Origin of the sequence: Streptomyces sp. Root1310 (assembly GCF_001426425.1) — a bacterium.
In the GTDB taxonomy this organism is placed as follows: Bacteria; Actinomycetota; Actinomycetes; order Streptomycetales; family Streptomycetaceae; genus Streptomyces.
In genome coordinates, this window is record NZ_LMEQ01000003.1 from 254,806 (window position 1) to 276,359 (window position 21,554).

Annotated in this window: 15 protein-coding genes; 3 read left to right on the forward strand and 12 right to left on the reverse strand. The window is 71.7% G+C overall.

Annotation, left to right across the window (positions count from 1 at the left end):
* The first annotated feature begins 20 nt into the window (after window positions 1-20).
* Window positions 21-1,463, forward strand: coding sequence for an MFS transporter (locus tag ASD48_RS12200; RefSeq protein ID WP_242432578.1), 1,443 nt, complete (start codon window positions 21-23; stop codon window positions 1,461-1,463).
* A gap of 187 nt (window positions 1,464-1,650) precedes the next feature.
* Here the strand turns inward: ASD48_RS12200 and serA are convergent, their stop codons facing one another.
* The 6 genes from serA to ASD48_RS12230 all read right to left on the reverse strand — a co-directional run bounded on the left by serA (window position 1,651) and on the right by ASD48_RS12230 (window position 11,708).
* Window positions 1,651-3,240 carry a phosphoglycerate dehydrogenase gene (gene serA, locus ASD48_RS12205; protein WP_057601569.1) on the reverse strand — a complete coding sequence of 530 codons (1,590 nt, stop codon included), beginning with the start codon at window positions 3,238-3,240 and terminating at the stop codon, window positions 1,651-1,653.
* A 233-nt stretch (window positions 3,241-3,473) separates the two neighbouring features.
* Window positions 3,474-4,472 (reverse strand): ketol-acid reductoisomerase, encoded by a 999-nt coding sequence (gene ilvC / locus ASD48_RS12210; protein ID WP_057601570.1) that lies wholly within the window; start codon window positions 4,470-4,472, stop codon window positions 3,474-3,476.
* Window positions 4,473-4,611: 139 nt separating this feature from the next.
* Window positions 4,612-5,136, reverse strand: a complete 525-nt coding sequence (gene ilvN / locus ASD48_RS12215; protein WP_057601571.1) for an acetolactate synthase small subunit — start codon at window positions 5,134-5,136, stop codon at window positions 4,612-4,614.
* Window positions 5,137-5,157: 21 nt separating this feature from the next.
* Window positions 5,158-7,005 (reverse strand): acetolactate synthase large subunit, encoded by a 1,848-nt coding sequence (locus ASD48_RS12220; protein ID WP_107104301.1) that lies wholly within the window; start codon window positions 7,003-7,005, stop codon window positions 5,158-5,160.
* A 260-nt stretch (window positions 7,006-7,265) separates the two neighbouring features.
* Window positions 7,266-10,346 (reverse strand): EAL domain-containing protein, encoded by a 3,081-nt coding sequence (locus ASD48_RS12225; RefSeq protein ID WP_057601573.1) that lies wholly within the window; start codon window positions 10,344-10,346, stop codon window positions 7,266-7,268.
* 408 nt (window positions 10,347-10,754) lie between these two features.
* On the reverse strand, window positions 10,755-11,708 hold the full coding sequence (locus ASD48_RS12230; RefSeq protein WP_057601574.1) for a 2-hydroxyacid dehydrogenase: 954 nt from the start codon (window positions 11,706-11,708) through the stop codon (window positions 10,755-10,757).
* 76 nt (window positions 11,709-11,784) lie between these two features.
* On the opposite strand from ASD48_RS12230, the gene ASD48_RS12235 reads away from it, so the two are divergent.
* Both ASD48_RS12235 and ASD48_RS12240 read left to right on the forward strand, forming a co-directional pair.
* Window positions 11,785-12,780 (forward strand): aldo/keto reductase, encoded by a 996-nt coding sequence (locus tag ASD48_RS12235; protein ID WP_057601575.1) that lies wholly within the window; start codon window positions 11,785-11,787, stop codon window positions 12,778-12,780.
* A gap of 101 nt (window positions 12,781-12,881) precedes the next feature.
* Window positions 12,882-14,042 (forward strand): PQQ-dependent sugar dehydrogenase, encoded by a 1,161-nt coding sequence (locus ASD48_RS12240; RefSeq protein WP_057601576.1) that lies wholly within the window; start codon window positions 12,882-12,884, stop codon window positions 14,040-14,042.
* Window positions 14,043-14,062: 20 nt separating this feature from the next.
* Here the strand turns inward: ASD48_RS12240 and ASD48_RS12245 are convergent, their stop codons facing one another.
* The 6 genes from ASD48_RS12245 to ASD48_RS12270 form a co-directional block, all read right to left on the reverse strand.
* Window positions 14,063-14,242 (reverse strand): DUF6191 domain-containing protein, encoded by a 180-nt coding sequence (locus ASD48_RS12245; protein ID WP_057601577.1) that lies wholly within the window; start codon window positions 14,240-14,242, stop codon window positions 14,063-14,065.
* Window positions 14,243-14,309: 67 nt separating this feature from the next.
* Window positions 14,310-17,366, reverse strand: a complete 3,057-nt coding sequence (locus tag ASD48_RS12250) for a helix-turn-helix transcriptional regulator (RefSeq protein WP_057601578.1) — start codon at window positions 17,364-17,366, stop codon at window positions 14,310-14,312.
* Window positions 17,367-17,461: 95 nt separating this feature from the next.
* Window positions 17,462-17,668, reverse strand: coding sequence for a hypothetical protein (locus ASD48_RS12255; RefSeq protein WP_057601579.1), 207 nt, complete (start codon window positions 17,666-17,668; stop codon window positions 17,462-17,464).
* 196 nt (window positions 17,669-17,864) lie between these two features.
* Window positions 17,865-18,470, reverse strand: coding sequence for a hypothetical protein (locus ASD48_RS12260; RefSeq protein WP_057601580.1), 606 nt, complete (start codon window positions 18,468-18,470; stop codon window positions 17,865-17,867).
* Window positions 18,471-18,505: 35 nt separating this feature from the next.
* Window positions 18,506-19,081, reverse strand: a complete 576-nt coding sequence (locus ASD48_RS12265) for a GNAT family protein (protein ID WP_057601581.1) — start codon at window positions 19,079-19,081, stop codon at window positions 18,506-18,508.
* A complete protein-coding gene (locus tag ASD48_RS12270) occupies window positions 19,059-21,287 on the reverse strand; it encodes an MMPL family transporter (protein WP_057601582.1) in 2,229 nt (742 codons plus the stop codon). Before ASD48_RS12270 ends, ASD48_RS12265 begins: the two co-directional genes overlap by 23 nt.
* Between the last annotated feature and the right edge of the window lie 267 nt (window positions 21,288-21,554).

Sequence of the window (21,554 nt, forward strand, 5' to 3'; positions counted from 1 at the left end):
GGACCGCGCTGGGCGTACTGATGCTTCCGCTCCTGCTGGTCTCCATGGACGTCTCCGTCCTCTACTTCGCCATCCCGGCGATCAGCGCGGACCTGGGGCCGACCGGCACCCAGCAGCTGTGGATCTTCGACATCTACGCCTTCGTGCTGGCCGGCCTGCTGATGACGATGGGCTCACTCGGCGACCGCATCGGCCACCGCAGGCTGCTGATGATCGGCGCCGCCGCCTTCGGCGCCGCCTCACTGACCGCCGCGTACGCCAACAGCGCCGAGACCCTGATCGCGGCCCGCGCGGTCCTCGGCATCGGCGGCGCGACCCTGATGCCGGCGACGATGGCCCTGATCCGCACGATGTTCACCGACCCGGGCCAGCGCGCGAAGGCGATCGGGCTGTGGTCCGCGGTGATGACGGGCGGCATCGCGCTCGGCTCGGTGATGAGCGGGCTGCTGGTGCAGTACTTCTGGTGGGGCTCGGTCTTCCTGGTCAACCTGCCCGCGATGGTCCTGCTGCTGGTTCTCGGCCCGGCCCTGCTGCCGGAGTCCCGCGACCCGGCCCCCGGCCGCTTCGACTGGCCGAGCGTCCCGCTGTCGATGGCCGCCGTACTGCCCGTGATCTACGGCCTGAAGGAGATCCCGTCCGAGGGCTGGCACGTGGAGTACGTCGTCTCGGTCACCGTCGGTCTGCTCTTCGCGGCCCTCTTCGTCCACCGCCAGCGCACCACTGCCTCACCGATGATCTCCCCGGCCCTGTTCCGCGGCCACGGTTTCGCCCCCGCACTCGCCCTCAACCTGGTCTCCGCCTTCGGCATGCTGGGCTCGGCGTTCTTCACCACCCAGTACCTCCAGTCGGTCCTCGGCAGGAGCGCGCTGGAAGCGGCCCTGTGGGCCCTGCTCCCCTCGGTGCCGATCGGCCTCGCGGCCCCGGTCGCGACCTCCCTGGTCCAGAAGGGCGTCAACCGCGCCTACGTGGTCACCGCCGGCTTCGCGATCGGCGCGAGCGGCTACGCGCTGCTGGCCCTCGCCGGTACGGACTCGATGTGGCTCGTGCTGACCGCCTGCGCGGTCCTGGCCTGCGGGATCGTCATGGTCCTGTCCCAGATGACGGACCTGGCGCTGAGCGCGGCCCCGGTGGAACGGGCGGGCTCCGCCTCCGCCCTGCTGGAGACCGGCACCGAGTTCGGCGGCGCCCTCGGCATGGCCGTCCTCGGCTCCATCGGCACGGCGCTCTACCGCCACGGCATCCCGGCCACGGCCCCGGCCGAGGCCCGCGAGACGCTCGGCGGCGCCCTGGCGGTGGCGGACCGTCTCCCGGGGCGCACGGGAGACGCCCTGACGACGACGGCACGCGAGGCGTTCACCAACGGAATGCACGGCGCGGCGATCGCCGGGGCGCTCCTCCTCGCCGGAGCGGCGGCGGCGGCCTCGGTCACGCTGCGGCGGATCCGGGTCGACGACGGCAAGTGAACCCAGGCAAAAAAAGGGAGCCGGGCGAGCTGGATCACACCAGCCCGCCCGGCTCCTCTTTTCGAGCCAAACTCGGCAATCGAGCCCGTCCGGCCCCAAATCCGGCCCGTCCGGCGTTCGAGGACGAGGCCCCTTCAGGGCCGAAGCGGGGGCCCGGGGGCGGCAGCCCCCAGACCGTGCGGCAACCTCAGACGAGGTTCACCGCACGAGCCGACGTCGCGCCGATCTCCTCGGCGACCTCCGCCAGCACCCCGGCGGGCACCGTGTCGTCGACGGTCAGAACGGCCAGCGCCTCGCCACCCACAGCCGCCCGGGCGACCTGCATGCCGGCGATGTTGATGCCCGCCTCGCCGAAGATGCGGCCCACGGTACCGACGACACCCGGACGGTCCTCGTACTTGAGCACGACCATGTGGTCGGCGAGCGCGAGGTCGACGTCGTACTCGCCGACCGCGACGATCTTCTGGAGGTGCTTCGGACCGGCCAGCGTGCCGGAGACCGACACCTCCTCGCCGTCCGAGAGCGTGCCGCGCACGGTGACGACGTTGCGGTGGTCGGCCGACTCGGAGCTGGTGGTCAGCCGCACCTCGACGCCACGCTCCTGCGCGAACAGCGGGGCGTTGACGTAGGAGACGGTCTCGTCGACGACGTCCTCGAAGACACCCTTGAGGGCCGACAGCTCCAGCACCTTCACGTCGTGCTGGGTGATCTCGCCGTACACCTCGACGTCGAGACGGACCGCGACCTCACCGGCGAGCGCGGTGAAGATCCGGCCGAGGCGCTCGGCGAGGGGCAGCCCGGGCTTGACGTCCTCGGCGATGACACCGCCCTGGACGTTCACCGCGTCCGGCACCAGCTCGCCCGCGAGGGCGAGACGCACCGAACGCGCGACCGCGATGCCGGCCTTCTCCTGGGCCTCGTCGGTCGAGGCGCCGAGGTGCGGGGTGGCCACGACCTGGTCGAACTCGAAGAGCGGGGAGTCCGTGCAGGGCTCCTTCGCGTACACGTCGAGGCCGGCGCCGGCGACGCGGCCCTCCTTCAGCGCCGAGTACAGCGCCTCCTCGTCGACGATCCCGCCACGCGCTGCGTTGACGATGCGCACGCTCGGCTTGACCTTGCGCAGCGCCTCGTCGCCGATCAGACCGACCGTCTCGGGGGTCTTGGGCAGGTGGACGGTGATGAAGTCGGCGACCTCGAGCAGCTCGTCCAGCGACAGGACCTTCACGCCCATCTGCGCGGCGCGGGCGGGCTGGATGTAGGGGTCGTACGCGACGACCTTCATGCCGAAGCCGGACATGCGCTGCGCGACGAGCGCGCCGATGCGGCCCAGGCCGACGACACCGAGGGTCTTCTCGGCCAGCTCGACACCCGTGTACTTGCTGCGCTTCCACTCGCCGTTCTTCAGCGCGGCGTTGGCCTGCGGAATGTGGCGGGCGGTGGCGAGCAGCAGACCGCAGGCCAGTTCGGCGGCGGTCACGATGTTGGAGGTGGGGGCGTTGACGACCATCACGCCGGCCTTGGTGGCGGCGGGAACGTCGACGTTGTCCAGGCCGACGCCGGCTCGTGCGACGACCTTCAGTTTCTTCGCGGCGGCGATCGCCTCGGCGTCCACCTTGGTGGCCGAGCGGATCAGGATCGCGTCGACATCGGCGATGGCCGGGAGCAGTTCGGCTCGGTCCGCTCCGTTGGCGTGCCGGATCTCGAAGTCCGGGCCAAGCGCGTCCACGGTCGCGGGCGACAGCTCTTCAGCGATGAGTACGACAGGTTTCGAGCTCACGTGAGTCCTCACAAGTCCAAAGCGTGCGGACGGCCGTCCCGACGGCCGCAGGCGGAGGAGGGGCTAGCCGCGTGGAAGACGCACGACGCTGTGGGCCTGACGCGTATGTAGTGCAGCAGTCTAGTGCCGCGACGGCGGTCGCCTCACGCCTCCGCGGAAGGATCACCCGTCCGTGGTGGACGGGATGGACAACGGGGCCGGAGCGATCCGCTCCGGCCCCCCGCCCCGAGGCCTTACGCCTCTTCGTTCACCCAGCTCATCAGCTTGCGCAGCTGCTTGCCGGTGGTCTCCAGCAGGTGCTCGGAGTCCGCGTCCTTGTACTCGTTGTACTTCTTCAGACCGCTGTGGTACTCGTCCATCCAGTTCTGGGCGAAGGTGCCGTCCTGGATCTCGGCGAGGACCTGCTTCATCTCGGCCTTGGTGGCGTCGGTGATGATGCGCGGGCCGGTGATGTAGTCGCCCCACTCGGCGGTCTCGGAGACGCTCCAGCGCATCTTCTCCAGGCCGCCCTCGTACATGAGGTCCACGATCAGCTTCAGCTCGTGCAGGCACTCGAAGTAGGCGATCTCCGGCTGGTAGCCGGCCTCGACCAGGGTCTCGAAGCCCGCCTTGACCAGCGCGGAGGTGCCACCGCACAGGACGGCCTGCTCACCGAACAGGTCGGTCTCGGTCTCCTCGGTGAAGGTCGTCTTGATGACGCCGGCGCGGGTGCCGCCGATGCCCTTGGCGTAGGACAGGGCCAGCGCGAAGGCGTTGCCGGTCGCGTCCTGCTCGACGGCGGCGATCGCGGGGACGCCGCGGCCCTCCTCGTACTGGCGGCGCACCAGGTGACCCGGGCCCTTCGGGGCGACCAGGGCGACGTCGACGCCGGCCGGGGCCTTGATGAAGCCGAAGCGCACGTTGAAGCCGTGGGCGAAGAACAGCGCGTCGCCGTCCTTCAGGTTCGGGGCGATGGACTCCTCGTAGACCTGGGCCTGGATCGGGTCCGGGATGAGGATCATGATGACGTCGGCCTCGGCGGCGGCCTCGGCGGGGGTCACCACGCGCAGACCCTGCTCCTCGGCCTTGGCCTTGGACTTGGAGCCCTCGTGCAGACCGACCCGGACGTCGACACCGGAGTCACGGAGCGACAGGGCGTGGGCGTGGCCCTGGCTGCCGTATCCGATGACCGCGACCTTGCGGCCCTGGATGATGGACAGGTCGGCGTCGGCGTCGTAGAACAGCTCGGCCACTTTGGGTTCTCTCCTTGAGTGCAGGTGTTGCTTCCCACCGTATGACGGCGAGCGGAAGGGAAGTTTCGGGGTCTCGGTATACGGGCGGTCGGTGATCACCGGCCGCCCGGATCCGTTCGTACGAAGACCGGTTACGTACTTACGCCGACCGGTCGAGGGAGCGCAGCGACCGGTCCGTGATCGAACGGGCACCGCGGCCGATGGCGATCGTGCCGGACTGGACCAGCTCCTTGATGCCGTACGGTTCCAGCATCTTGAGCATGGCGGACAGCTTGTCGTTGCTGCCGGTGGCCTCGATGGTCACGGCCTCCGGGGAGACGTCGACGGTCTTGGCGCGGAACAGCTGGACGATCTCGACGATCTGCGAGCGCGTCTCGTTGTCGGCGCGCACCTTCACCAGAACGAGTTCGCGGTGAACGGCCTGTCCCGGCTCCAGCTCGACGATCTTCAGCACCTCGACGAGCTTGTTGAGCTGCTTGGTGACCTGCTCCAGCGGCAGGGCGTCGACGCTCACCACGATCGTGATCCGGGAGATGTCGGCGTGCTCGGTGACGCCGACGGCGAGCGAGTCGATGTTGAAGCCCCGACGGGAGAACAGGGCTGCGATCCGGGCCAGGATGCCCGGCTTGTTCTCCACCAGGACGGAGAGCGTGTGCTTGGACATGTCTTCTTACGTCTCTCTCGCTCAGTCGTCTTCGTTGTCGCCGAAGTCGGGGCGGACGTCCCGGGCGGCCAGGATCTCGTCGTTGGAGGTGCCGGCGGCGACCATCGGCCACACCATCGCGTCCTCGTGGACGATGAAGTCGACGACGACCGGGCGGTCGTTGATGGAGTTGGCTTCCTCGATGACCTTGTCGAGGTCGTCCGGGGACTCGCAGCGGATCGCGTAGCAGCCCATGGCCTCCGACAGCTTCACGAAGTCGGGGACGCGGGTACCGCGGGCGTCCGGGTTGACGTCGTTCGGGCCGGAGTGCAGCACGGTGTTGGAGTAGCGCTGGTTGTAGAACAGCGTCTGCCACTGGCGGACCATGCCGAGGGCGCCGTTGTTGATGATGGCGACCTTGATCGGGATGTTGTTCAGGGCGCAGGTGGTGAGTTCCTGATTGGTCATCTGGAAGCATCCGTCGCCGTCGATGGCCCAGACGGTCCGCGCGGGCGCGCCGGCCTTGGCGCCCATCGCGGCCGGAACGGCGTAGCCCATGGTGCCCGCGCCGCCCGAGTTCAGCCAGGTGGCGGGCTTGTCGTACTGGATGAAGTGGGCGGCCCACATCTGGTGCTGGCCGACGCCCGCGGTGAAGATCGTGCCCTCGGGGGCGAGCTGCCCGACGCGCTCGATGACCTGCTGCGGGGAGAGCGAGCCGTCGGCGGGCTGGTCGTAGCCGAGCGGGTAGGTCTCGCGCCAGCGGCTGAGGTCCTTCCACCAGGCGGTGTAGTCGCCCTGCTGGCCCTCGCTGTGCTCCCTCTGCACCGCCTGGATCAGGTCGGCGATGACCTCGCGGGCGTCCCCCACGATCGGCACGTCGGCGGCGCGGTTCTTGCCGATCTCGGCCGGGTCGATGTCCGCGTGGACGATCTTGGCGTGCGGCGCGAAGCTGTCGAGCTTGCCCGTGACACGGTCGTCGAAGCGGGCGCCGAGGGCGACGATCAGGTCGGCCTTCTGCAGACCGGTGACGGCGGCCACCGAGCCGTGCATGCCCGGCATGCCCAGGTGCTGCGGGTGGCTGTCGGGGAACGCGCCCAGTGCCATCAGCGTGGTGGTGACGGGCGCGCCGGTCAGCTCGGCGAGGACCTTCAGCTCGGCGGTGGCGCCGGCCTTGAGGACACCGCCGCCGACGTACAGGATCGGCCGCTTGGCGGCGGTGATCAGCTTGGCGGCCTCGCGGATCTGCTTGGCGTGCGGCTTGGTCACCGGGCGGTAGCCGGGCAGGTCCATGACCGGCGGCCAGGAGAACGTCGTCTTCGCCTGGAGGATGTCCTTGGGGATGTCGACCAGGACCGGGCCGGGGCGGCCGGTGGAGGCGATGTGGAAGGCCTGCGCGATCACCCGGGGGATGTCCTCGGCCTTGGTGACCAGGAAGCTGTGCTTGGTGATCGGCATGGTGATGCCGACGATGTCCGCCTCCTGGAAGGCGTCCGTGCCGATCGCCTTCGACGCCACCTGGCCGGTGATCGCCACGAGCGGCACCGAGTCCATGTGGGCGTCGGCGATCGGGGTCACCAGGTTGGTGGCGCCCGGCCCCGAGGTGGCCATGCAGACGCCGACCCGGCCGGTGGCCTGCGCGTATCCGGTGGCCGCGTGACCCGCGCCTTGCTCGTGCCGGACCAGGACGTGGCGGACCCTCGTCGAGTCCATCATCGGGTCGTAGGCGGGCAGGATCGTGCCGCCGGGAATGCCGAATACCGTCTCGGCCCCGACCTCCTCGAGAGAACGGATGAGGGACTGCGCACCCGTCACGTGCTCGACGGTCGCGGAGTGCTGTCCTCCGGATCGGGGCCGCGGCTGCGGATGGGCCCCGGTGGCCTGCTCGGTCATCGGCATTCTCTTCTCGATGCTGAGGGTTTTACTGAGGGTCTTGCTCAGGGTCTTTCAGAGCCGCGGCCCGGGGGCCGCGGCAGGTTTTGTGCAACAAAAAACCCCTCGTGCCAAAAGGCAAGCGAGGGGAGCGCGCCGGGTGTGGGTCGCTGGGAGTTCCGGGTCCGTCCGGAGCGTCACCAACTTCAGCCGACGCGCTTTCCAAGTACGAGAATTCGGGTGCGCATGGCATTGACCCTCCCCCCGGCGCGCACCGACTGTCAAGTGGGTGGGACGGGAGTCTCAGCATGTGAGCGAAGGGCACTTCCGCTCCCCAGGACGGCCGTGACACCGCCGGCGACACCACCGGCGTGGACACCACTGGTGTACACCCCGGCGCCGCCGCCCGCGAACGCGGGCTCGGCCGGCCCGTGCGGCACCGGATAGCGGCCGGTCGCGAGGGCCCGGCGCAGCCGGTACTCGTCGAGCGGCCCGGAGAACGCCATCCCCTGGCCGTGCGTACAGCCCATCGCGCGCAGGGCGACCACCTGTTCGGGCAGATCCACGCCCTCGGCGACGGACTGGAGCCCGAGGTCGGTGGCGATCCGCAGCAGCCCACTGGTGATCTTGTGCAGCCGCGCGGACTCGACGACCCCCTCGACCAGCGAGCGGTCCAGCCGGAGCATGTCGACGGGGAGTCTGCGCAGCGCCGTGAGGGCCGCGTAGCCGCTGCCGAAGCCGTCGAGGGCGATCCGCACCCCGAGGCGCCGCAGCGCCCCCAGGCGGCGCTCCAGCTCGTCCAGCGGCACCCTCGGGTCGGTGTCGGACAGCTCCACCACGAGGGACCCCGACGGCAGCCCGTGCCGGGTGAGCAGCGCCTCCACGGAGCCCAGCGGCAGCGACCGGTCCAGCAGCCGGCGGGCGCCCACCCGCACGACCACCGGCAGGGTGAGCCCGCTCGCGGCCCGGTCGGCGGCCTGTTCGACGGCCTCCTCCAGCACCCAGCGCCCCAGCTCCGCCGTCTTGTCGCTGTCCTCCGCGACCCGCAGGAACTCGGCGGGCGTGAAGAGCACGCCCTGCGAGGAGCGCCAGCGGGCCTGGGCGGCGACCGACGAGATCCGGCCGTCCTCCAGACGCACCACGGGCTGGTGCAGCAGCGCGAACTCGCCGTCGTGCAGCGCGGCGCGCAGCCGCGTGGCCAGCTCCGCCTTGCGTACGACGTCCTGCTGCATCTGCGGCTTGTACAGCTCGACCCGGCCCTTGCCGCCCGCCTTGGCGCGGTACATGGCGAGGTCGGCGTTGCGCAGCAGCTCACCGGCGCCCAGACCGGCTTCGGCGAAGGCGACGCCGATGGAGGCGGCGACCCGCACCTCGTTGCCGTCGATGAGGTACGGCTGCGACAGCGTGAGCCTGAGGCGGTCGGCGAGTTCCACTATGTGGCGTTCCCGGGCGGCACGGTCGCGGGTGCCGTCGCCGACGATCAGGGCCGCGAACTCGTCGCCGCCCAGCCGGGAGGCGGTGTCCCCCTTGCGGACCGCGTCCTGGAGCCTGCGGGCGGCCTGGACCAGCAGTTCGTCGCCGGCCGCGTGGCCGATCGTGTCGTTGACGGCTTTGAAACCGTCCAGGTCGATGAAGAGGACGGCCGTGTTGCGCAGGGCGGGGCCCCGGTCGGAACTGCGGCGGCCGGACAGGGCCTGCTGGACGCGCCGGGTGAAGAGCGCGCGGTTGGGCAGGTCGGTGAGCGGGTCGTGTTCGGCGTTGTGCTGGAGCTGCGCCTGGAGCCGCACCCGCTCCGTCACGTCCCGGCTGTTGAAGATCAGGCCGCCGTGATGGCGGTTGACGGTCGACTCGACATTGAGCCAGCCGCCGTCGCCGGAGCGGAAGCGGCACTCGATGCGCGTGGTGGGTTCCTCCAGGGGAACGGCGGCGAGGAAGCGGCGCACCTCGTGCACCACGCAGCCCAGGTCCTCGGGGTGGATGAGGTCGGCCAGTTCCGAACCCACCAGGTCCTCGGCAGGCCGGCCGTAGACCCCGGCCGCCGCCGGGGAGACGTAGCGCAGGACGCCGCTGGGCGCGGCGATCATGATGACGTCGCTGGAGCCCTGCACCAGGGAGCGGAAGTGGTTCTCCTTCTGCGCCAGTTCCTGGGTGAGGGTGATGTTGTCGAGCAGCATGATCCCCTGGCGCACCACGAGGGCGAGCACGACCGTGCCGCCGGTCAGCAGCACCACGCGGTCGACACTGCGGCCGTTGAGGACGTTGTAGAGGATGCCCAGGGTGCAGACGGCGGCGGCCAGGTAGGGCGTGAGGGCGGCCAGGGAGCCGGTGATGGGCCGGGTGGCCGGAAACCGGCTGTGATCGCCTCCCTGGGGAGGCGTCTGGTCGGGGCGCTGCGCGGCTGTCCGGGCGGGCGCCGTGCGCGACGGCCCCTGGGGGCGGCGCCCTGTGGGGCGCGGACCGGGTACGTGTTCGTGCACCACACGCGTGTGCCCCTCATCCGCGGCCGACCGTTGCTGGCGGGAGGCGGCCCAGGGCGCGTACGCCAGGAGCAGCGAGCCCGCGAACCAGCCCGCGTCGAGGAGCTGGCCCGAGCGGTAGTTGTTGTGCAGCAGCGGCGACGTGAACAGGGCGTCGCACATGACGGTCAGCGCGAGCGCGCCGACGGCCGTGTTGACCGCCGTGCGGTTCACCGACGTGCGCCGGAAGTGCAGCACCAGCACCATGCTCACCAGGGCGATGTCGAGCAGCGGGTACGCGAGCGACAGCGCGGCGTGCGCCACGCTCGGTCCGTCGAACTTCGCCGCCTGGGCGAGCGCGAGGCTCCAGGAGAGGGTGAGCAGCGAGCCGGCGATCAGCCAGGCGTCCAGGGCCAGGCAGACCCAGCCCGCCTTCGTCATGGGCCGGGTGGCGAGCACGAGCAGCCCCACGATGGCGGGGGGCGCGAAGCACAGGAAGAACAGGTCGGCGAAGCTGGGGCTGGGCACGGGCCGCCCCAGGACCACCTCGTACCAGCCCCAGACGAGGTTGCCGAGGGCCGCCATCGCCGACGAGATCGAGAACAGCAGCCAGGCGGGTCGAAAACGGACGCGGCGGCTGCGCGCGTAGAGGAGGCAGGAGACGGCGGCGGTGCCCGCCGCCGCCGTCAGCCCGAAGTCGCCCATGATCAGTGCGAGTCGGTCGGAGCCCCAGCCGAGCGCGGAACCGACGGCGTATCCGGCGCACAGAAGGGCAAGCAGCAGTTGGTGGACCAGGTTGGTCCCGGAGCCGCCGGTGGACGGCGACGCGGTGCGCGGTGTCCCCGTCGAGGGCCGCGTGCGCAGCGCTCCGTCGAGGAGGGGCGCGGAGGTCGGCGGCGGACTCACCGGGTCCTCCCGGTCCGCGTCACTCCCGGATCCCTCGGGTCCCGGACCGCCGGTGGCGCGTGCCTGCCGTGGCCGCCGCACCGGTGGCGATGGCCGGGGTGAGTGCCGTGACCGTGTCGGCGCGTGGTGGAGCGCCAGGGTCGCCGCCGGCGGTTCCGCCGCGTCGGATCGTTCGTCCATAGGCCGTGCATCGCCCGTCGCCCCCCTCGCAAGTCTGAAATGTCCATCCCTGACGCCGAACGTGCGCGGCGTAGCCCCTGTCGGGACGATACACCAGACTCGTCACTCAGGGACATAGTTCCTCTACGCTGCGTGACGATCATCGGCATATGCGCCCGGAAGAGGTACGGACCGCGTCCGGAGGACTGCGGAGGGTGCTGGAGCCGGCCTACAGGAGCGCCCCGGCCGTCACGATCCGTTCGCCGCGCCCGTAGTGAGGATCACGTTGCGCAGTGGCTCCCGGTTCACGAAGCGGCCCAACTGGTCCACCAGCAGGCGCACGGCGCGGGGCAGGAAGGCGGAGGTGGGCCCGCCGACGTGCGGGCTGACGAGGACGCCCGGCGCGCTCCACAACGGGTGGCCCGGGGGCAGGGGCTCGGGGTCGGTGACGTCCAGCGCCGCGGTGAGGCGCCCGCTCTCCACCTCGGTGAGCAGGGCCTTGGTGTCGACGACCCCGCCGCGCGCCACGTTCACGAGCAGCGCGCCGTCCTTCATCCAGGCCAGGAATTCGGCGTCCACCAGGCCGAGGGTGCTGTCGTTCAGGGGCGTGCACAGGATGACGACGTCCGCTTCGGGGAGCAGGGCGGGAAGTTCGGCGATCGGATGCACGGGGCCGCGCGCCGTCGTGCGCCAGGAGCGCGCGACGCGCGCCACCCGCGCCACCTCGAAGGGCACGAGCCGGTCCTCGATGGCGGAGCCGATGGAGCCGTACCCGACGATGAGCACGTTCTTGTCGGCGAGCGCGGGGCGGAACCCGCTGAGCCACTCCCCCCGGTCCTGGGCCCGGACGAAGTCGGGGATCCCGCGCAGCGACGCGAGGACCAGGGCGAGGGTGAGCTCGGCCGTGCTCGCCTCGTGCACCCCCCGCGCGTTGCACAGCCGCACGCCGGGACGCAGCGACGCGAGGGCGGGCACCACGTGGTCGATGCCGGCGGACAGGGTCTGCACGACCTCCAGTGACGTCATCGCGGGCAGCGGCCGCTGCCCGAGGCCGGCGGGCTTCATGTAGGGGACGACGTAGAAGACGCAGTCGGCCGGGTCCGCCGGAAAGTCCTCCTCACCGTTCCAGAAGCGGTAGTTCGGCCCCTCCGGGAGGCCCTCGATCTCTTCCGGCGGGATGGGAAGCCAGACGTCAGCGCTCATGCTCAGGAGGCTATGTCAGGTACGCGCGCGTGCAGAGGTTAGGTTGGGGGCTCGGGAGAGGGAGGGTCACGGGCAGGTGGAGCGCAGGACGATCGGCGCGGGGGCGCTCGGAGCGGGTGCCGTCGGTCTCGGGTGCATGCCGATGAGCTGGGCGTACAGCGGGTCGCGGCAGCGGGGCGACGAGTCGCTCCGGGCGGTGCACCGGGCGCTGGACGAGGGCTCGTCCCTGCTGGACACCGCCGACATGTACGGCCCGTTCACCAACGAGCTGCTGGTGGGGCGGGCGTTGAAGGAGCGGCGCGAGGACGCGTTCGTCTCGACGAAGGTCGGTCTGCTCGTCGGTGAGCAGCACATCGTGGCCAACGGCCGGCCGGGGTATGTGAAGCGGGCCTGCGACGCCTCGCTGCGGCGCCTCCAGACGGACGTCATCGACCTCTACCAACTGCACCGGGCCGATCCCGAGGTCCCGGTCGAGGAGACCTGGGGCGCGATGGCCGAGCTCGTCCAGGCGGGCAAGGTGCGGGCGCTGGGGCTGTGCGCGGTGGGTGCCCGAGGTGGTCGCCGCTCCGGTGGACTGTACGACGGAACGATTCGCCAGTTGCGGCGCGTCCAGCAGGTCTTCCCCGTGAGCGCCGTGGAGGCGGAGCTGTCCGTGTGGTCGCCCGAGGCGCTGGAGAGCCTGCTGCCCTGGTGCGCGGCGCGTGGCGTGGGCTTCCTTGCGGCGATGCCGCTCGGCAACGGCTTCCTCACCGGCACACTCACTCCCGGCCAGGGCTTCGAACCGGACGACATGCGCGCCCGGCACCCGCGTTTCACCGCCGAGATGATGGCCGCGAACCAGCCGATCGTCGTCGGTCTGCGCCGGGTCGCCGCCCGGCACGGCGAGACCGTGACGGCCGCGCAGGTGGCGCTGGCGTGGGTGCTGGCACAGGGCCGGCACGTGATCCCGGTACCGGGCGCCAAGCGGGAACGCTGGGTGACGGAGAACGCGGCGGCGGCCGGCCTGCGTCTGACGCCGCAGGATCTGGCGGAGGTGGCGGGGCTGCCCGGGGCACAGGGATCGTGGGAGTAGTCCCGCTTTCGGGTCGCGATGGCCCGGATCGGGAACCCGCGAGGCGTGAACGGCGTAGGACAGGTGAAGCCCGCCGCAGGAACCGCCGTGTCGAAGGGACCATGATCGTGCAACGTCGAGCTGTTTCAGCCGTGTTGGCCGCGAGTGCTCTGCTGGTGACGGGCGGCTGCTCCTCCGGCGCCGGGGGGTCCTCGGGCGCCTCGGCCAGTCCGTCCCCGAGCAGTACGGCGGCCCAGGTCTCCCCGTCGGCCGAGGAGACCCCGCCCGCGAAGGGCACGGTCAAGGTGGTGCGCACGGTCGCGGAGGGCCTGAACACGCCCTGGGGCCTCGCGCCCCTCCCCGAGGGCGGCCTCCTGGTCGCCTCCCGCGACGAGGGCACGATCACCCGGGTCGACGCGGAGACGGGCAAGAAGACCGAACTGGGCGAGGTGCCGGGGGTCTCGGCGGCCGGCGAGGGCGGCCTGCTGGGCCTCGCCCTCTCCCCCGACTACGCGTCGGACCACATGGTCTACGCCTACTTCACCTCGGCCTCGGACAACCGCGTCGTCCGGATGATCTACGACCCCGCGCGGCCCGCGGGCGACCAGCTGGGGGCGCCCGACACCCTCTTCAAGGGCATACCCAAGGGCATGATCCACAACGGTGGCCGGATCGCCTTCGGTCCCGACCGGCTGCTCTACGTCGGCACCGGCGAGAGCGGCGACCGGGGCCTGGCCCAGGACAGGAAGTCCCTCGGCGGCAAGATCCTCCGGCTGACCCCGGAGGGCGAACCGGCCGCCGGCAACCCGTTCCCGGACTCCGCGGTGTACTCGTACGGACACCGCAACGTGCAGGGGCTGGCCTGGGATTCCAAGCAGCGCCTGTTCGCCGCGGAGTTCGGCCAGGACACCTGGGACGAACTGAACGCGATCGTGCCGGGCGGCGACTACGGCTGGCCGACGGCCGAAGGCAGGTCCGAGGACACGAAGTTCCGGAACCCGACGGCCCAGTGGCACACCGCCGACGCCTCGCCCAGCGGTATCGCCTACGCCGAGGGCTCGATCTGGATGGCGGGGCTGAGGGGGCAGCGCCTGTGGCGCGTCCCGCTGAAGGGCACGGCGGCCTCGGCGGACCCGCAGGCCTTCCTCCAGGGCGACTACGGCCGGCTGCGCACGGTGGTGTCCGCGGGCGGCGACAAGCTCTGGGTCACGACCAGCAACACCGACGGCCGGGGTGACCCGAAGGAGGGGGACGACCGGATCCTGGAGCTGCAGGTGAGCTGAGCGGCGTCACCCGAGCGGCATCACCCGTCCTCCGCGGCGGGCTCGGAGGGGCGCACCACGACCTTTCCGGACGCCAGGTCTATCGGTCCGTGCCCGGGATCGGCGTCGCCGACGTCCTCCCGGGTCAGTTCCAGCCGGTTCTGCTCGTCCCGGGTGTGCTTGCGGCCCGGCGCGAAGAGGTCCTCGAATGCGTTGAACATCGTTCTCCCATGCCGGGCCGGATCACGGTCGGTGGCCTGTGCGGCTCCTCCTCGATGGCCTGTCCCATTATCGCGCGATCAGCCGTTCTTCGGCCCCCGGCGGGAACAGCCCCAGCCGGTGGGCCACCGCCGCCGCCTCGCCGCGGCCCGACACGTCGAGCTTGGACAGGATGTTCGAGACATGGACGCTCGCCGTCTTCGGGGAGATGAACAGCACCTCGGCGATCTGCCGGTTGGTGCGGCCGGCCGAGACCAGGCGCAGCACATCGCGCTCCCGGCTGGTCAGGCCCAGCGTCGCCAGCGGGTCGGTGGGGTCGGCCGGGATGTCCGGCGGACCCGCCGCGGGGGTCAGGGACAGACGGGCACGCCGGCCGAGCAGGGTGACGGCTTCGGTGAGCGGGCGGGCGCCGAGGTGCGCGGCGACCGCGTGGACGAGACGCAGCAGCTCAGCGGCCCGGTCGCGTTCGCCGTCGCCGCCTGCGGAGAGAAGGGCCTCGGCCAGGCGGTGCCGGGTGCGGGCGAGGTCGTAGGGCCGTTCCAGGCACTCGAAGGCGGCGACCACCTCGGACCAGTCCTCCGGATCGGTCCGGCCCTCGGCGCGCAGGAGTTCCGCGCGGACCCAGCGTTCGTGGGCCTGCCAGACGGGGGCGATGGTGGCGAGCCTGCGGGCGGCCGCCCGCAGGCGGTCGAGGAGGTCGGCGCGGCCGGGGTCGGCGGCGGGGGTCGCGCGGGCGTCGCCCTCGGCGGTGGCCGCGGCGAGCAGCAGGGGCCAGGCGTAGCGCTGGGTGCCGGGCCGGAAGTCCCGTTCGAGCGCGCCCGCGAGGTGGGCACGGGCGTCCAGCGGGCGGCCCTGGGCCGCGGCGAGTCCGATGGCGAGGCGGGTCAGGGGCAGGTGGTTCTGTGGGGCGTGTTCATGGGAGCCGAAGAAGCCGTGCGCATTGGCCAGTTGACGCTCGACCTCGGCGAGATCGCCGCGGGCGAGGGCGAGTTCGGCGCGGAGGGTGGCGTGGAAACCTCGGACCGCCACGCCCTGGCCCACGCGTCCGGCGGCGGTGCAGGCACGGTCGGCCTCGTCCCAGCGCCCCAGGGAGAACAGCGACTCGGTGAGGTTGCCCCACACCCAGGCCTCGCTGTCGGGCGGTCCGTGCCGCTCGGCGAAGGCGACGGCCTCCTCCAGGATCGGCACGGCCTCCCGGGAGCGGCCGACCGCCTCCAGCTCGGAGGGGAGGTTGACGTAGGCGTTCAGCGCGACGGAGGGGGTGCCTTCGGCGAGCGCCTGTTCCCTGACCTCGCGCAGTTCGGCGAGTCCCGCCTCGATGTGGCCGGCGTCGACCATGAGGACGCCGAGGACCTGGCGGGCGTCGAGCTCGATCTCGCGGGCACCGACCAGGCGGGCGTACTCCACGGCCCGCTCGGCAGCCCCGTAGGCGTCGGGGCCGGGGGCGTGGACCAAGGACCAGCAGGCGATGTGGGTGAGCACCTCGGCGTGCACCTCGTTGGGCGGCAGACCGCGCAGGAGGTCCTGGGCGGTGGCCAGTTCCTCGATGCCGCTGCCCCGGCCCAGCGAGTGCGTCAGCCGGGAGCGCTGCACCCAGAACCAGGCGGAGCGCAGCGGATCGTCCTCGTCCTCCAGCAGGCGCAGCGCCCGCTTGGTGATCTTCAGGGCGCGTTCGCGTTCCCCGCAGTATCGGCCGGCGACGGCGGCCTCGGCCATCAGGTCGAGGTAGCGCAGCGGTGTGGTGGCCGGATCGCAGCCGCAGGGGGGATAGGCCTCCGTGTAGTCGACGGGGCGCAGGGCGGCCCGGATGTCCTCGGGAGCCGTCTCCCACAGCTCCATCGCCCTTTCCAGAAGACGGAGTTGCTCACTGTATGCGCGCCGGCGGCGGGCCTCGACGGAGGCGTCGAGGACGGCGGGGAGCGCCTTCGCCGGGTCGTGGGCGTGGTACCAGTAGCTGGCCAGCCGCATGGCGCGTTCGTCGGCGGGGACGAGGGCCGGATCGGCCTGGAGGGCCTCGGCGTAGCGGCGGTTGAGACGGGCGCGTTCGCCGGGGAGCAGATCGTCGCTCACGGCCTCGCGGACCAGGGAGTGGCGGAACCGGTAGCCGTCGCCGTCGGGGGTGGTGAGCAGGATGTTGGCGCCGAGGGCGGCGCGCAGTGCCTCGACGAGGTCGTCCTCGGCGAGCCGGGCGACGGCGTCGAGCAGCCGGTACTCGACGGTGGAGCCGCCCTCGGCGATGATCCGGGCGACTTTCTGGGCGCTCTCGGGCAGTGCCTCGACGCGGACGAGCAGCAGGTCGCGCAGGGTGTCGGTGAGGCCGGTGCAGCAGCCTTCGTGTGCCGCCACGGCGAGTTCCTCGACGAAGAAGGCGTTGCCGTCGGAGCGTTCGAAGATGTCGTCGACCTGCGCGGACTCGGGTTCGGCGGCGAGGATGCCGGCGACCTGGCGGCACACCTCGTCACGGGTGAAGCGGGCGAGTTCGAGGCGCTGGACGGTGCGCAGCCGGTCGAGTTCGGCGAGCAGGGGGCGCAGCGGATGGCGGCGGTGGATGTCGTCGGCGCGGTAGGTGGCGAGGACGACGAGGCGGCCGGTGCGCAGGGTGCGCAGCAGGTAGGACAGCAGGTGGCGGGTGGAGGCGTCGGCCCAGTGCAGGTCCTCCAGGGCGACCACGACCGTGCGCTCGGTGGCGACGTGCTCCAGGAGGCGGGCGGTGAGTTCGAAGAGGCGGGCCATGCCCTCCTCGTCGTGGCGTCGGCCGGGGGCCTTCTCCCGCAGTTCGGGCAGCAGGCGGGCGAGTTCCTCCTCCTGGCCGGCCGCGGCGGCGGCCAGTTCGTCCGGCAGGGCCCGGCGCAGGGCGCGCAGCGCGGTGGAGAACGGGGCGAACGGGAGTCCGTCGGCGCCGATCTCGACACAGCCGCCGAGCGCGACGACGGCGCCCTCCCGGTGGGCGGCCGCGGCGAACTCCTCGACGAGTCTGGTCTTGCCGACCCCGGCCTCACCGCCGATGAGCAGCGCCTGTGGCTCTCCCGCGGCGGCGCGGGAGAGCGCGTCGTTCAGGGTGTGCAACTCGTCGGCGCGGCCGACGAAGACGGGGCTGACGGACCGGGTCTCCACGGGGGCGAGCATCGCACGCGGGTGGGACGACGGCCCAGCGGATATCGCCGGGGCCCCGGTGGGAGGGCGGCCGACCCCCGTGCGGCCGCCCTCTCCCGCCCCCGCGTTCACGCCGGCCGGGCGAACCGGAGCCGATCGAGGAGGTGACTATGCGACTCGCTCCCGGCTCCGCCGTTTGCCCGCTCGGCGGCGCGTGCGGCGGATTCGCGGCGGGCGGCGCGGCGGCCGCGGACCACCTCGCGGGCCAGTCGCTCGTGCTCGGCCCGGCGGCGCAGTTCGGCGGAACGGGCCTGCTGAAGTTCGTACTCGTACATTCTGTGTCCCCTGAGAGGTCGGTTGTTCCGGCTTCGCTTTCCGCGATGCCTCAACCTTCGTCGCCCAGGGGGGTCCGCCACATCGGGAGAGTTCCGCATCTTCGGCGGCGGACGGCGCCTTAGACGCGACTGAGGGGCCTTAGGGCGTCCGTGAATGGCTCACGGTCGTCTAAGACCCCTCGTGACCTGCGGGTACTCAGCTCGCGGACGGCAGTCCGAGCAGGGCGTCGGTGTACTTGAGTACGGCCAGCAGCAGGCCGATGACGCCGAGCGCGACGCCGGCCCAGGAGACGGACTTGATCCAGGGGGCCTGCGGCCGGCCGGGGGCGCCGAAGGCGGGCCGGGCCAGCACGACCACACCGATGATCAGCGCGGTCAGCGCGAAGAGGCCGGCCCACAGCGCGGTGGTCTGCCAGGCGTCGCCGTAGACCTCCTTGATCTGGGTGGCCACACTGGCGCTCGACGAGGTCTGGAGCTGGCCGACCAGCGTCTCGCGGGCGGCGGCGACGGTGCCGATCCAGCCGCCGGTGAGCGACACGAGGCCGAGCGCGGCGGAGACCACGGCGCCGGCGCCCTGGCCGACGCCGGTGGAGCCCTCCGCCTTGTCGGTGCCCTCCTCGGCGAGGACCTCGTCACCGTCCTCGGTCTCGTCGGCGGTGGCGTCGGCGGTGTCGTCCTCGACGGCCTCCGCCTCGGTCGCCCCGTCCGCTGCCCGGTTCTTCGTGACGTCCACCTTCTCCTCGTCGCGCTTCGCCTCGGTACCGGATTCCGTGCCGGCCTCGTCCACAGTCTTGGTTCCCATACCTCGCACCGTACGGACGCTCTCTGAGAGGTCCCTTAATGATCGTTGTGAGCGCCGCGCGCTCGTGCGTCGCGCCACTCCTGGGCGAGCACGGACCACACCTCGAGGTCGTGCCGCACCCCACGATAGGGGTACGACTGCCTGCGGACGCCGTCGCGGGTCATCCCCAGCCGGCGGGCGACGTCCAGGCTGGGGGTGTTGCCCGCGGAGGCGATCCATTCGACCCGCTGGATGCCGCGCTGCTCCACCGCGAAGTCGATCAGCACCCGCATGGCCCGGGTGACCAGACCGCGCCCGGTACCGGCGGGTTCCAGCCAGCAGCCGACCTCGCAGTTCGCGTCCTCGGCGTCGAAGTTCAGGAACAGCACACCGCCCACGAGCGTGCCGTCCAGCCACAGGCCGTGCAGCGAGCCGGTGTCGGCGGCGCGCATGTCGGCGTACCGCTGGAGCGTCTCCCGCGCGGTGGCCACGTCGGTGGCCTTCGAGCCGAAGGGGACGTACTGGTTGATGAACTCCCTGCCGCGCTCCAGGTGCGCCAGGAACTCCTCGGCGTGCCAGGGCTCCAGCGGGCGCAGTTCGGCTCCGTCGTCACCCAGCGATATCGCGTACATCCGGCCGCCGCTCCTTCTCCAGTGCCTCCACTACCTCGGTGAGCCTCTCATGGGCGGCACGGCACTCGGGCGGCTCGATGCTGATCCGCGGCAGGTGCCGGTCGAGCCGGCGGGGCAGCCACCAGTTGGCACTGCCGAGCAGGTGCATGAGGGCGGGAACCAGCAGCGTCCGCAGAACGAAGGCGTCCAGGGCGACGGCGGCGGCAAGCGCGATGCCGAACATGGCGATCACCCGGTCGCCGCTGAGCACGAAGGCGAGGAAGACCGAGATCATGATGACCGCCGCGGAGTTGATCACCCGGCTGGTCTCCGCGAGGCCGACCCGGACGGCGCGCCGGTTGTCGCCGGTCTCCAGCCACTCCTCGTACATCCGGCTGACCAGGAAGACCTGGTAGTCCATCGAGAGACCGAACAGCACCGACACCATGATCACCGGCAGGAAGGGCTCGATGGGCCCGGCGCGGCCGAGCCCCAGCAGTTCGCTGCCCCAGCCCCACTGGAACACGGCCACGACGATCCCGAAGGCGGCGGCGACGGCGGCCACGTTCATCACGGCGGCCTTGAGCGGTATCCCGACGGACCTGAAGGCGAGCAGGAGCAGCAGACAGCCCAGGCCGATGACGACGCCGACGAACAGCGGCAGCTTGCCGACGATGACGTCCGCGAAGTCGTCGTAGCCGGCCGTCACCCCGCCGACGTGCACGTCGAGGGAGGTACCGGTCTCGGCGCGGGGCAGCACCTCGGTGCGCAGCCGGTCGACGAGGTCGCTGGTGCGCTGCGACTGCGGGGCGGAGTCGGGGACGACGGTGAGGTACGCGGTGCGGCCGCCGGAGCCGAAGGTCACCGGCGTCACCGAGGCCACGCCCTCGGTGGCGCGCAGGGCGGTGTCGAGGTTGTCCAGGGCGAGCCGGTCCTCGGCGCCCGCGACGCGGGTCACCAGGGTCAGCGGACCGTTCACCCCGGGGCCGAAACCCTCGGCCAGGAGGTCGTAGGCCTGCCGGGTGGTGGCCGACTCGGGGCCGTTGCCCTGGTCGGAGGTGCCCAGGCGGAGGGAGAGGGTGGGGACGGCGAGGACCGCGATGACGACGAGGGCGAGCGCGCCGAGCAGTTTCGGGTGGCGCTCCACGAACGCCGACCAGCGGGCGGCGAGCCCGGTCGGCAGCTCCGGCTGGGGCCCGTGTTCGGCGAGCCGGCGGCGTTCGCGGCGGCTGAGGGCGCGCATGCCGACGAAGGAGAGCAGGGCGGGCAGCAGCGTCACGGAGGCGGCGACCGTCAGGGCCACGGTCAGGGAGGCGGCGATCGCCACCCCGTTGAGGAAGCTCAGCCGCAGGATCAGCATGCCGAGCAGGGCTATGCAGACCGTGGCGCCCGCGAAGACGACCGCGCGACCGGTGGTGGCGACGGCGCTCGCGGCGGCCTCGGGGACCGTGAGCCCCCGCTTCAGTCCGCGCCGGTGTCTGGTCACGATGAACAGCGCGTAGTCGATGCCGACGCCGAGCCCGACCAGCAGGCCGAGCATGGGCGCGAAGTCGGCGACCGTCATGGCGTGCCCGAGCAGCGCGATGCCCGCGTACGCGGTGCCCACGCCGACCAGGGCGGTGGCGATGGGCAGGGCGGAGGCGGCGAGCGAACCGAAGGCGAGGAACAGCACGACCGCGGCGACGACCACGCCGACGACCTCGGCGAGATGCCCGCCGGAGGACTCGGTGAGGCCGATCGCGGAGCCGCCCAGCTCGACCTGGAGGCCGTCGTTCGCGGCGGCTTCGGCGGCGTCGACGACGGCCCGCGCCTCGGCCTCGTCGATGTCCTCGGCGCGGTCCTCGAAGGTGACGGTGGCGTACGCCGTGTGCCCGTCCTCGCTGATCCGCGATCTGCCCTGGTCGTCGTAGGGGCCGGCGACGGAGGCCACGCCGGGCAGGTCGGCGATCTTCTCCAGCGCGCGGTTCATGCTCTGTTCGACGTCGGCGGCGCGGACGGAGCCCGAGGCGGTGTGCCAGACGACGGTGTCGCTGTCGCCGCCGAGGCCGGGGAAGCCCTCGGTGAGCAGCCGGGTGGCACGGTCGGACTCGGTGCCGGGGACCTCGTAGTCGTTGGAGTACGCGGAGCCGACGGCGAGCGCGGCGGTCGCGGTGCCGCCGAGAGCGAGGAGCCAGATCAGCACCACCATGAGGCGGTTGCGAACACACCAGCGTGCGAGGGCTGCCACTTGACGTGCTCCCGGAGGGTGAATTGTGGATCTTTGACCGGGAACAGTCGTGCCTGAACTGAACAGCCCGCAAAGAACGTGTGAGCGATGCGAGGCCACTCTTACAGGCGAATGTGATCGTTTGCCGCGTTCGTGGGGCTTTTCACAGGAGTGGGAGGCAGATCACAGGACAATAACGGCCGCGGTGTCAGGCCTCGTCGGCCACGTGTCGGCCGGGCACATGTCGGCTGGGTACGTGTGGGCCGGGCACGTGGCGGTCGGGCACGT